12 protein-coding genes are annotated in these 12,058 nt (G+C 62.6%); 5 read left to right on the forward strand and 7 right to left on the reverse strand.

All coding sequences use genetic code 11. From position 1 onward, the window contains the following. Positions 1-43: 43 nt before the first annotated feature. The 6 genes from IEY62_RS06470 to IEY62_RS06495 all read right to left on the reverse strand — a co-directional run bounded on the left by IEY62_RS06470 (position 44) and on the right by IEY62_RS06495 (position 5,856). Positions 44-1,150, reverse strand: coding sequence for a BMP family lipoprotein (locus tag IEY62_RS06470; protein ID WP_455430185.1), 1,107 nt, complete (start codon positions 1,148-1,150; stop codon positions 44-46). Between the two features lie 243 nt (positions 1,151-1,393). Further along, positions 1,394-2,416 (reverse strand): NADP-dependent oxidoreductase, encoded by a 1,023-nt coding sequence (locus tag IEY62_RS06475; RefSeq protein ID WP_189015136.1) that lies wholly within the window; start codon positions 2,414-2,416, stop codon positions 1,394-1,396. Further along, positions 2,413-2,844, reverse strand: a complete 432-nt coding sequence (locus IEY62_RS06480) for an organic hydroperoxide resistance protein (RefSeq protein WP_189015138.1) — start codon at positions 2,842-2,844, stop codon at positions 2,413-2,415. Before IEY62_RS06480 ends, IEY62_RS06475 begins: the two co-directional genes overlap by 4 nt. Before the next feature lie 43 nt (positions 2,845-2,887). Then, complete coding sequence (locus tag IEY62_RS06485; RefSeq protein WP_189015140.1) at positions 2,888-3,322, reverse strand: MarR family winged helix-turn-helix transcriptional regulator; 435 nt, start codon at positions 3,320-3,322, stop codon at positions 2,888-2,890. A gap of 121 nt (positions 3,323-3,443) precedes the next feature. After that, entirely contained in the window at positions 3,444-4,649 is a 1,206-nt protein-coding gene (locus IEY62_RS06490) for an amidohydrolase (protein ID WP_189015142.1), read from the reverse strand. A 109-nt stretch (positions 4,650-4,758) separates the two neighbouring features. Then, complete coding sequence (locus IEY62_RS06495; protein WP_407671480.1) at positions 4,759-5,856, reverse strand: mannose-1-phosphate guanylyltransferase; 1,098 nt, start codon at positions 5,854-5,856, stop codon at positions 4,759-4,761. 289 nt (positions 5,857-6,145) lie between these two features. Here IEY62_RS06495 and sdhC point away from each other — a divergent pair, with 289 nt between their 5' ends. The 5 genes from sdhC to IEY62_RS06520 all read left to right on the forward strand — a co-directional run bounded on the left by sdhC (position 6,146) and on the right by IEY62_RS06520 (position 10,583). Next, positions 6,146-6,526 (forward strand): succinate dehydrogenase, cytochrome b556 subunit, encoded by a 381-nt coding sequence (gene sdhC / locus IEY62_RS06500; protein ID WP_018777254.1) that lies wholly within the window; start codon positions 6,146-6,148, stop codon positions 6,524-6,526. A gap of 3 nt (positions 6,527-6,529) precedes the next feature. After that, entirely contained in the window at positions 6,530-7,006 is a 477-nt protein-coding gene (locus IEY62_RS06505) for a succinate dehydrogenase hydrophobic membrane anchor subunit (protein WP_011773977.1), read from the forward strand. A 112-nt stretch (positions 7,007-7,118) separates the two neighbouring features. Beyond that, on the forward strand, positions 7,119-8,918 hold the full coding sequence (gene sdhA, locus IEY62_RS06510) for a succinate dehydrogenase flavoprotein subunit (RefSeq protein WP_189015146.1): 1,800 nt from the start codon (positions 7,119-7,121) through the stop codon (positions 8,916-8,918). Continuing rightward, positions 8,918-9,700 carry a succinate dehydrogenase iron-sulfur subunit gene (locus IEY62_RS06515; protein ID WP_018777252.1) on the forward strand — a complete coding sequence of 261 codons (783 nt, stop codon included), beginning with the start codon at positions 8,918-8,920 and terminating at the stop codon, positions 9,698-9,700. Before sdhA ends, IEY62_RS06515 begins: the two co-directional genes overlap by 1 nt. A gap of 115 nt (positions 9,701-9,815) precedes the next feature. Beyond that, the gene (locus IEY62_RS06520) at positions 9,816-10,583 is read left to right on the forward strand and encodes an alpha/beta hydrolase (RefSeq protein WP_189015148.1); all 768 of its coding nucleotides are present in this window, start codon (positions 9,816-9,818) and stop codon (positions 10,581-10,583) included. A 72-nt stretch (positions 10,584-10,655) separates the two neighbouring features. On the opposite strand, the gene IEY62_RS06525 is transcribed toward IEY62_RS06520, so the two are convergent. After that, on the reverse strand, positions 10,656-11,957 hold the full coding sequence (locus IEY62_RS06525; RefSeq protein ID WP_189015150.1) for an ABC transporter substrate-binding protein: 1,302 nt from the start codon (positions 11,955-11,957) through the stop codon (positions 10,656-10,658). Positions 11,958-12,058 lie beyond the last annotated feature (101 nt).

Raw genomic sequence — 12,058 nt, forward strand, 5'->3', positions numbered from 1 at the left:
GCCAGTACCGGGGCTCGGTACTGGCGGCGCGTCCAGGAATTGCTTACTTCTTGGGGCTTGCCTTCGATTCGACCACGAGCTTGCCGGAGACGATATCCGCCTTCAGTGCGTCAAGTTCGGACTTGGTTTCGGCAGAAACAGCGGAGTCGAGATCGTGGAACGGGGCAATGGCCACGCCGTCGTTCTGCAACGTGCCAACGTAGGCTTCGTTGCTGAACTTGCCGTCCTTGTCGTCCTTCACCACGGTTTCAACGGCCTCGCCCATCTGCTTGACCACTGAGGTCAGCATGAGGTCCTTGTATTCCGGAGCCGTCAGGTAGCCGTCGGAGTCAACCCAGATGAGCTTGACGTCCTTGCCGGCGGCCTTGGCTTCCTTGAGCGCGGCGCCCGCACCCTTGCCCACCGGGCCGGCTACGGGCATGACGATGTCCGCCCCCTGGTCAAGCAGGTTGATGGTGACCTGCTTGCCGGTGTCCTGCTTCTCGAAGTCGCCGGTGAACGAACCGTCCTGGGTGTTCTTGTCCCAGCCGACAACCTGGACACTCTTGTTCTTGGCCTTGTTGTAGGCCTGGACGCCGTCGTAGAAGCCATCCATGAAGATCGTCACCGTGGGGATCTTGATGCCGCCGAAGGTTCCCACCTTGCCGGTCTTGGTGGTGGCAGCAGCAGCGTAGCCCGCCAGGTACGCAGCCTGGGCGGTGTCGTAGACGACCGGCTTGACGTTGGCGATCGGGGCGTCGTACGCGAAGTCGATGATCGCGAAGTGCTTGTCGGTGTTCTTCTCGGCAGCGGCCTTGGTGGCATCGCCCAGGAGGAAGCCGACCGTGATGGTCAGGTTGCAGCCGGCAGAGACCATGCCGTTGAGATTGGTTTCAAAGTCGCTGTTGGCCTTGGATTCGGCCGACTTGACCTGGATACCCAGGTCCTTTTCGGACTTCTTGAGTCCCTCGTACGAGGACTGGTTGAAGGACTGGTCATCGAATCCGCCGGAGTCGGAAACGATGCATCCGAGGAAATCGCTCTTGGTGGCGGCGCCGGATCCGGCGTCGGGGGCCTGGCCACAGCCGGTCAGCAGGAGCGCTGCTGCGCCGACGGTTGCGACACCGGCCATTGAACCGCGCTTCAGGGTGGCACGCAGTGGTTTCTTCAATTTTCCTCCAGGAAGAAAGTGATTGGCGCTACGACGGATGGTCAATGAGTGTCCGTTTCCTATACCTGAGGCAGAAATTCTGTTTTCACTGATGCTCGCAGCTGCGCCGAAGCGCATTGATGACACCACCCTAGTGGCCTACAACACACCCGGATAGCACAAAGGCGGCCTCCGGGTCAGATTGTTGACTTTTTGTTACCAAGCAGTAGCCGGGTGTGCAAGTCACACCCGGCTACTGCTGTATCACAAGCGGACGAGCATCTTTCCGGTGTTGGCTCCGTCCAGCAAGTCGATGAACGCCTGGGGCGCATTTTCCAGCCCATCGACGATCGTTTCGTCGTAGCTGATGGTGCCGTCGGCAAGCCATCCGGCCATCTTTTCGGCAAACTCGGCAGCATGCTGGCGCTGTCCACCCACGAGGAACCCGCGAAGAGTCAGCTGCTTGCCGATAGCGACCGCCATGTTCCGCGGCGCTGCCGGAGGTTCGGTGGAGTTGTACTGGGCAATAGCGCCGCACATTGCCACGCGTCCGCCCACAGTGAGCGTTGCCAAAGCGGCCTCGAGGTGTTCGCCGCCGACGTTGTCGAAGTACACGTCGATGCCGCGCTCCCCCGCAGCTTCCTGGAGCTGCCCGAGGACGGGACCATCGTTGTAGTTGAACGCGGAGTCAAAGCCGAGTTCCAGCAGTCGTGCGACCTTCTCCGGCGAACCTGCGCTGCCGATGACCCTGGAGGCGCCCATGGCCTTGGCAATCTGGCCCACCATGGAACCGACGGCGCCGGCCGCGCCGGAAACGAACACGACGTCGCCCTCTTTGAACTCGGCAACCTTCAGCAGGCCGGCGTAGGCGGTGAGGCCTGTCATGCCCAGCGCACCCAGGAAGGCAGAGGTGGGAGCGAGGCCACCGGGCACCGGCGTGGTGGCTGCGGCATCAACCACGGCATGTTCGCGCCACCCCAGTTGATGCACGACGACGTCACCCACCTTGTGCGCGTCCGAACGGGACGCGATCACCTCACCTACGGCGCCGCCGTCGAGCGCTGCATCGAGGCGGAACGGTGCCGAGTACGACTTGACGTCGTTCATCCGGCCGCGCATGTAGGGATCCACGGACATGAACTGGTTCTTCACCAGGAGCTGGCCTTCAGCGAGCTCGGGCAGTTCGGCCTGCGCCAGACGGAAGTTGTCCGGGGCCGGACGGCCAACGGGGCGTGAGGCGAGGTGGATTTCGCGGGTTTGCACTGGCGTGCCTGCTTCGGCGCTCATGCTGCGAACTCCACGAGCTTGAGGTCGACGTTCATGTTGCCGCGGGTGGCGTTGGAGTAGGGGCAGATCCGGTGCGCCTTGGCCATCAGGGCTTCGGCGGTTTCGCGGTCCAGGGCCGGCAGGGCGATCTCGAGTTCGGCAGCGAGGCCGTAGCCTTCGGTGTCGGTCAGCGCGCCAAAGTGGATTTTGGCTGCAACGGCCGAGTCACTGACATCGGCGCGCTCCTTGCGGCCAACCAGCCGCAGCGCGGAGTGGAAGCAGGCGGCATAGCCGGCTGCGAAAAGCTGCTCGGGGTTGGTTCCCTGGCCGTTGCCACCGAGTTCCACCGGGCTGGCGAGGGCCACATCCAGCTTGCCGTCCTTGGTGCGGGCGTTGCCGTCACGGCCTTCGCCGGAGGCAAGCGCCTCTGCTGTGTAGAGAGTCTTCATGGTGTTTCCGTTTCTCTTCGGGAATGGGATGGCGTGGAAAATTTCAGAGTGAGCTGTTCAGCGCTGCCGTGAGCTTGCCGAGGGTTGCATGGAGCTGCTCGATTTCGGCTGCGGAAAGTCCTGCGGCGTCAGCCAACCGTTGGGGCACGGCCTGGGTCTTGGCGCTCAGCGCTGTTCCGGCGTCAGTCAGGACCACATCCACGCGGCGTTCGTCTTCGGCGGAGCGCTTCCGTTCGACGAGCCCCAGGCCCTCAAGGCGTTTGAGGAGCGGTGACAACGTTCCGGAATCGAGCCCCAGTTCGGCACCGAGTTCACGGACGCTTCGCGGCTCCTGCTCCCACAGCACCAACATCACCAGGTACTGGGGGTAGGTCAGGCCGAGGTCGTCAAGGACGGGGCGGTAGACCGCCGTCGCGGCTTTTGATGCCGAGTACAGCGCAAAGCAGACCTGGTGGCGGAGGCGGGGTGCATCACTCATGGCTAAAACGATAGTGCACAATTCAATTGTGCACAACTTATTCACGGCGCCCGCACCCAACTGAGTCGCAGTTCACGTCGTTTTCAGTGCTGGGAACGACGTGAACTGCGACTCAGATGCGTTACTTCTCGAGGTCGCGGATGGTGCGGAGCGCAGCAGCAGTGAGGACGCGGACAGCGTAACCAAGGGCGCGCTCGTCAACGATGAAGTCGCCGCGGTGAAGATCGTATTCTTCGCCACCGGGCGTGTGCGTGCCCAGGCGCATCATGGCTCCGGGAAGGTCCGCCAGGAACCATGCAAAATCTTCGCCGCCCATGGACTGCGGGGTCAGCACAACAGCGTTCTCCCCCAGTTCCGCGCGGGCCGAAGCTTCGATGAGGGCTGTCTCGTGCTCGGAGTTCACCACGGGAGGCACTCCACGGGTGTGCTCCAGGTGCACGTCCACGCCATAAGGTGCAGCCACCTGCCTGACGACGTCGTCCAGCAACTCGCCCGCACTGTGCCAGGCGTCGCGGTCCAGGCAGCGCATTGTGCCCGCCATATAGCCCGTCCCGGGAATGGCGTTCGGTGCCGACCCAGCCGAAATCTGTCCCCAGACCACCGAAACGCCACTGCGGACGTCAACGCGGCGGGACAGCACTGCAGGCACGTTGACAGCAATCTGGGCCAACGCGAACACCAGGTCCTCGGTCAGGTGCGGCCTTGACGTGTGGCCGCCACGGCCCGAGAGCTCGATTTTGATGGTGTCCGACGCCGAGGTGATGGCCCCGATACGGGTGCCGATCTGGCCTGCATTGATCCTGGGGTCGCAGTGCAGGGCCAGGATGCGCGGAACTCCTTCAAGGACGCCCTGCTCAATGCAGGACAGAGCGCCACCGGGCATGGTTTCCTCGGCGGGCTGGAAGATGATCCGTACGGTACCGCCCAGGGGATTGTTCTTGTGCATCCGCTGAAGGGTCAGCGCAATGCCGAGCATGGCCGTGGTGTGGACGTCGTGCCCGCAGGCATGCGTCACGCCGTGGTTCTTGGAAGCGAACGGCAGGCCCGTCTCTTCGATAATCGGCAACGCGTCAATGTCCCCGCGCAGAGCGGTGGCGATTGGCCCCTCCCCTACGTCGACGGTAAGCCCGGTTCCTTCGAGCCGGCGAGGCGTCAATCCGGCCGCTTCGAGCCGCTCAACCAGTTTGTCCGTGGTGCGGAATTCCTTGAACGACAGTTCCGGGTGCGCGTGGAGGTCGCGCCGGAACTCAATGAGCCCGGGCAGCAGTTCATCAACCCAGGGACTCACAACGGGGGCAGGCTCGGTTTCAGTCGTGTAATTGCGCACGTCACAACTCTAGCCATCCGGGGCACCCGAAGAACGAAAGCCACCTCTTGGTTACGCCGCGTTCAGACGCAGGACAACCAAAGAGGTGGCTCACGGTATAACTGGTGGGCTACAGGACGTCCGTATCGCCGCTGGCTTTCAGGGCGTCGACGGTGCCCTTCACCAGTTGGGCATGCTCTTTGGTGGTGACGAGCAGGGCATCCGGGGTGTCCACGATGACCACGTCTTTGATGCCAATCAGGGCGATCACGCGCTTGGTGTCGGAGACCACCACACCACTGGCATCCTCCGCGAAGACTCGTGCACCCTCGCCCAGAACCGTCACTTCGTCGACGTCGCCGGCGTTGTTCAGGCGACCGATCGCGGCGAAGTCGCCAACGTCGTCCCAGCGGAAGGTACCAGGCACGACGGCGACATCGCCGGCTGCCGCTGCCGGCTCGGCCACTGCGTAGTCAATCGCAATCTTCGGCAGGGTGGGCCAAACCTTGGCGGTCACTTCGGCCCGTTGCGGAGTGTCCCAGGCTTCGGCGATCTCCTGGAGGCCGGCGAAAAGTTCCGGCTGGTTGGCTTCGAGGTGCTTGAGCATCAACGCGACGGGAGCCACGAACATGCCGGCATTCCAGACATAGTCGCCTGCTTCGACGTACTTGTTGGCGACCTCCTGGCTGGGCTTCTCCACAAACTCGGCCACGGCCAGGGCATTCGGTGCACCGTCCACGTTGAGCGCGGCGCCCGAGCGGATGTAGCCGAAGCCCGTGGAAGCGTGCGTGGGCTTGATGCCGATGGTGACGATCTTGCCCGTGGCGGCGGTGTAGATCGCTTCCCGGACGGTCTCCTGGAAGAGGTCGTCGGGACTGATCACGTGGTCCGCAGCGAAGGAACCCATGATGGTCTCCGGATCGCGGCGGTAAAGGATGGCAGCGGCCAGGCCGATCGCGGCACCGGAATCCTTGGGCTCGCTTTCCAGCACCAGTTCGTCGTCCCCTACCTCGGGGAGCTGGCGGCAGACAGCCGCACGGTGGGCCTCACCTGTCACTACCAGTACGCGTTCGCCGGCCAGCGGCTCCAGGCGGTCGTAGGTAGCCCTCAACAGGGTACTGCCGGACCCGGTCAGGTCGTGCAGGAACTTAGGCGCAGCGGCACGCGAGAGTGGCCATAGCCGGGTCCCCACACCGCCCGCCGGAATAACCGCATGGAAGCGGTTCATGGGCGATTCCGGGTATTTCGCGTCTTCTGTACTCACCGCAACACTTTATCCGACGCAAGCGGTAAGCTCCGCAGAACGCCACGCATGTGGCGTTCGTCTCAGACACTGGTCAAAATCGCCTGAATCCGGGCAGGAAACATGGAATTAACAAGCAGAGAAGCCCGTCCTAAATTGAATATGCTGTGAGCGAAGCCTAGATTTAGGCGTGAGCTACGAGTGCTCTCGCAGCAGGCGTTCCCCCCGCATGGATCCCATGCCAGCGCCGCTGTGTTGCAGGAAGGTTTAATCAGTGCCGACAAAACCAGCTGGCACCTTGTACCGCGGCCGTGAAGGCATGTGGTCCTGGGTTGGACATCGTATTACCGGTGTAGTGATCTTTTTCTTCTTGTTGGTCCATGTGCTGGACACCTCATTGGTGCGTGTGTCCCCTGAGGCCTACACGGCCGTCATTGGTGCTTACAAGAACCCCCTCATGGCCCTGGGGGAAACGGGCCTGGTCGCCGCGATCATCTTCCACGCCTTCAACGGCCTGCGTGTGATCGCGATCGACTTCTGGAAGAAGGGCGCAAAGTACCAGCGCCAGATGCTGTGGGTCGTGCTTGCGCTGTGGCTGGTCACGTTCGCCGGCTTCGCCATCCGCCACCTTTCCCTCGCGCTGGGAGGCCACTAAGCCATGACAACCATTGAAACACCACGCAGCGGAAAAATCGGGAGCGGGAAGATCGCCCCGAAGTACAACCGCACCGGCTCCAGCCGTGGCAACTTCGAGATGATCGCCTGGCTCTTCATGCGCCTCTCCGGCATCGTCCTGGTGGTGCTGATCTTCGGCCACCTCTTCGTTAACCTGCTGGTGGGCGAAGGCATCCACGCCATCGACTTCGGTTTCGTGGCCGGCAAGTGGGCCGATCCCTTCTGGCAGTTCTGGGACCTGGCCATGTTGTGGCTTGCCATGCTGCACGGCACCAACGGCGTCCGCACCATCATCAACGATTACGCCGAGAAGGATTCCACTCGCTTCTGGCTCAAGATGGTCCTTTACGCGGCCACCCTGGTCATCATCATCCTGGGCACTCTGGTGATCTTCACGTTCAACCCGTGCCCCGTCGTCGACGGCGTTCAGCTGCCTGGCGGATTCTGCCCGGCCCCGTAGCGGGCTGTGCCACAGCGGCGGTCCGGCCTCTCCTTGGAGGGAACCGGTTCGCCTGACGTAGCGGAGCAGCCTCCGCCGACCATCTGAATTTTTGAAAGAGAGAGCATCTGGTATGCAGGTCCATAAGTACGACGTCGTCATTGTCGGTGCAGGTGGCGCCGGCATGCGCGCCGCGATCGAGTCCGGTCAGCGCGCACGCACAGCGGTACTGACCAAGCTCTACCCCACCCGCTCGCACACCGGTGCAGCCCAGGGTGGTATGTGCGCAGCACTGGCCAACGTCGAAGAAGACAACTGGGAATGGCACACCTTCGACACCATCAAGGGTGGCGACTACCTGGTTGACCAGGACGCAGCAGAGGTCATGGCGAAGGAAGCCATCGACGCCGTGCTGGACCTGGAGAAGATGGGTCTGCCGTTCAACCGCACCCCCGAGGGCAGGATCGACCAGCGCCGCTTCGGTGGCCACACCCGTGACCACGGCAAGGCTCCTGTCCGCCGTGCTTGCTATGCAGCCGACCGTACCGGTCACATGATCCTGCAGACCCTGTACCAAAACTGCGTCAAGCACAACGTTGAGTTCTACAACGAGTACTACGTCCTTGACCTGCTGATCGTCGACGAAGACGCCGTACGCGAAGACGGCACGCCGTACAAGCAGAAGCGTGTGGCCGGTGTGGTCTCCTACGACCTCGCCTCAGGCGAACTGCACGTTTTCCAGGCCAAGTCCGTGGTGTTCGCCTCAGGTGGCGCGGGCAAGGTCTTCAAGACCACGTCCAACGCACACACCCTCACGGGCGACGGCATGGGCATCGCCTTCCGCCGCGGCATCCCCCTGGAAGACATGGAGTTCTTCCAGTTCCACCCGACAGGCCTCGCAGGCCTGGGTATCCTCCTCACCGAGGGTGCACGTGGTGAAGGTGCCATCCTGCGTAACTCGGAAGGTGAGCGCTTCATGGAGCGCTACGCCCCCACCATCAAGGACCTCGCGCCCCGTGACATCGTGGCCCGTGCCATGGCCAACGAAGTGCGTGAGGGCCGCGGTTGTGGTCCGAACAAGGACTACGTCCTCCTGGACCTGACCCACCTTGAGCCGGCACACATCGAGGCCAAGCTTCCGGACATCACGGAGTTCGCCCGCACCTACCTGGGTGTGGAACCGTTCACCGATCCCGTCCCCGTATTCCCCACCGCGCACTACGCCATGGGCGGCATTCCCACCAACATCACCACTGAGGTTCTCCAGGACAACGACACGATCGTTCCCGGATTGTACGCAGCCGGTGAAGTTGCCTGTGTCTCCGTGCACGGCTCCAACCGCCTTGGCACCAACTCGCTCCTGGACATCAACGTGTTCGGCAAGCGTGCAGGCATCGCAGCCGCCGAATACTCCAAGACGGCCGACTTCGTCGAGCTGCCCGAGGACCCGGAAGCAATGACCCGGGGCATCCTGGACGGCCTGCTCAGCGGCAACGGCACCGAGCGTGTTGCGCAGATCCGCAAGGAACTGCAGGACACCATGGACGCCAACATGCAGGTGTTCCGCACCAAGGAATCCCTGGAGCAGGTCCTTCGCGACATCGCATCCTTCGAAGAGCGGTACAAGCACGTCACCGTCCAGGACAAGGGCAAGCGCTTCAACCTGGATCTCCTGGAAGCCGTGGAACTGGGCTTCCTTCTGGACATGGCCAAGGTCATGACCGTCGGTGCACTGCACCGTGAAGAGTCCCGTGGTGGCCACTACCGCGAGGACTTCCCGGACCGCGACGACGAAAAGTTCATGAAGCACTCCATGGCTTACCTGGACAATTCCGTCACTGCCGCCTCCTCGGCGGAATCCGTTGCGGGCATCCGTCTGGAGACGAAGCCCGTGATCTTCACCCGTTACGAGCCGATGGAGCGTAAGTACTAATGACGACCGAAATGGCAGAGCCCGCATCCAAGATCGAGCTTCCGGCGAGCGTTGCCGGCGACGGTGAAATTCCCACGTTCCACATCACGCTCCGCGTGCGCCGCTACGATCCGGAGATCTCCGAAGAAGCGCGCTGGGACGACTACAAGCTGACCATGTACGGCACGGACCGTGTGCTGGATGCCCTGCACAAGGTCAAGTGGGAAATCGACGGCAGCGTATCCTTCCGCCGCTCCTGCGCCCACGGTGTCTGTGGATCCGATGCCATGCGCATCAACGGCCGCAACCGCCTCGCCTGCAAGACGCTGCTGAAGGACCTGGACACGTCCAAGCCCATCACCGTCGAGCCGATCAAGGGCCTCCCGGTGGAGAAGGACCTGATCGTGGACATGGAACCCTTCTTCCAGTCCTTCCGCGAAGTCATGCCGTTCCTGATCAACAAGGGCCACGAGCCCACCAAGGAGCGTCTGCAGTCCGTTGAGGACCGTGAGCGCTTTGACGACACCACCAAGTGCATCCTCTGCGCAGCGTGCACCTCGTCCTGCCCGGTCTTCTGGACCGACGGCCAGTACTTCGGCCCGGCTGCAATCGTCAACGCACACCGCTTCATCTTCGATTCCCGTGATGACGCCGGCGACATGCGCCTTGAGATCCTCAACGACAAAGAAGGCGTGTGGCGCTGCCGCACCACCTTCAACTGCTCGGAAGCGTGCCCCCGCGGCATCCAGGTGACCAAGGCAATCGCTGAGGTCAAGCAGGCCATTCTGGCCCGCAAGATCTAGTCAGCCGTTCCTCGAAGAACAGCACGTCGACGGCGCCGCTCACCTCTGCAGGTGAGGGGCGCCGTCGTCGTTAATCAAGTGCCGCAACCACACAACCCAACGCAAGGAGACCAGCGTGTCACGCTCTGAGAAGATCACCTTCACGGGAAGCACCGGCGATACGCTGGCCGGAATCGTGGACGTTCCCGAAGGCCCGGTACGCGGCTGGGGCCTCTACTCCCATGGGCTCACCCTGGGCAAGGACAGCCCGGCGGCTTCACGGATCTGCAAGGGGCTGGCCGAGCAGGGCGTGGGGATGCTCCGGTTCGACAACCTCGGCCTGGGTGGTTCCGGCGGCGAGTGGTCGGCCGGCTCTTTCAGCGTCAAGGTGGCCGATACAATCCTGGCCGCAGCATTCATGCGGGAACAGGGACGGGCCATTTCCCTGCTGGTAGGTCATTCCTTTGGCGGTGCGGCGGTCCTCGCCGCTGCCCGCGACATCCCGGGCCTCAACGCCGTGGTGACCGTGGCGGCGCCTTACGAACCCAAGCACGTGGAGCACATGTTCGACGCCGAGATTGACTCCATCCTTCGCGACGGCAGCGCCGTTGTGGACCTGGGTGGCCGTCCGATGGAGGTTCGCCGCCACTTCGTCGAAGACGTGGAAAGTGCTGACCTGCGCGATTGCATCCGGACGCTCCACAAGCCCCTGATGGTAATGCACTCCCCCACCGACAACACCGTGGGCATCGACAACGCCAGCGAGATCTTCCAAACAGCCCGGCACCCGCGGAGCTTCATCTCCCTGGAGGGCAGCGAGCACCTTCTCACGGGGAAGGGCCAGGCTGCGCGGGTGGCGCGGATCATCGGCGCGTGGGCCGACCCTTACCTGGAAGTCTCCTAAAGCAACGCGGGGTCACTTGTGGCCCGTATTCCACCCCTGGACGGGCCAAAAGTGACCCCGCGTTGATGACTGCTACTTACCGATGGCGGCTTTGCTTTCGCTCAGCCACTGCTCGGCACCCTTCTCCGGCGTGAGCCGCTTGAAGAGGACATCGGTGTTGATCCGCGCTGTGATCTCTGAAACGGCTGTCGAACCTGTGGGACCAATGAAGGTGGGCGCGAAGTCCATCTTGCCGATCTGGTCGATATAGGCGGCCTCAACCTTGCCTTGGGGCGTGAGCAGCTCCTGGATGGCCGCCCGCGTGTCGGGGTTGCTGGGTACGCCTCGGTCGCTCTGGATGATCTTGGCTGCTGCCTCGCTGTTGACCAGGAAGCTCACCAGTTTGGCGGCGGCGTCAGTGTGCTTGCTGCGGGCGGAGATGGTGTAGAACTGCGAAGACTGGAGCCAGATGCCAGGGGTGGGAGTTTCGCCGGGGAGCTTGAGCAGCTTCAGTTCCGCGCCGGAGGCTTTGCTCAGTGCTGAGAGGGAGTTGCTCCACGTGAGCATCATGCCTGCCTGCCCCATTCCCATCAAGGTCTGTTCCGTACTGACATTGAGCTTCTCCACGGTCTCCGAGGCACTGGGGGCCGCGCCGGATTCGCTGAGCTTCAGCGAGAAATCGAAGTAGTCCTGCACAGTGTCCTTGTCCAGCCCCAGTTGGCCGTCCTGGGTGTACAAGGACTTGCCGCGTTGACGGGCGAAGGCGTCCAGGGAGTCGTGCGTGAGAACGGTGGCCGTGCCGTAGGTTCCCTTGGGACTCTTGGCAGTCACGTCTGCGGCGGTCTTGGCGAAGTCGTCCCAGGACCAGGTGTTGTCGTCCGGGACGGCTACGCCCGCTGCCTGGAAGACGGCGGGATTCACCACCACCGCCAGTGCGTTGGCGCCGGTGGAGACGCCGTACTGCTTGCCCTGGACCTGGCCGTTTTCCAAGGCACCCTGGTCCATCTTGGACAGGTCAAGCGAGCTTTGGACCTTTGACAGGTCCAGGAGTGCTCCCCGGTTGGCGTATTCGGCCGGGTAGGCGCCACCCATGGTGATCACATCGGGAGCATCATTGGCTGCCACCTGGGTGGCCAGTTTGTCGAAGTAGCCACTGATGTCGCCGTATTCGGGCTTGACCTTGATGTTCGGGTTGGCGGCCTCGAACTCCTGGATTGCCTTGTTCGTCAGTTCGGCACGGGATGCATTGCCCCACCACGAAAAGCGGATCTCCACGGGCCCGTCTTCGGGCTGGTTTGAGGAAGGGCTGGAACAGGCCGCGGTCAGGCCCAGCATGCCCACGGCCGTCAGGAGGGCCAGGGATTTGCGGATGTTTCGAAGGGATTTACGCGTCATTGGGTAAGCTTCTTTCAGGCTTAAGAAAACGGTTCCTGAAACGTATCAAAGGGGTGTATATTCGTCAATAGTTTTGTGCTTGAACTATTCCCGCCCCCAGA

The organism is Paenarthrobacter histidinolovorans (assembly GCF_014647595.1).
Taxonomy (GTDB): Bacteria; Actinomycetota; Actinomycetes; order Actinomycetales; family Micrococcaceae; genus Arthrobacter; species Arthrobacter histidinolovorans.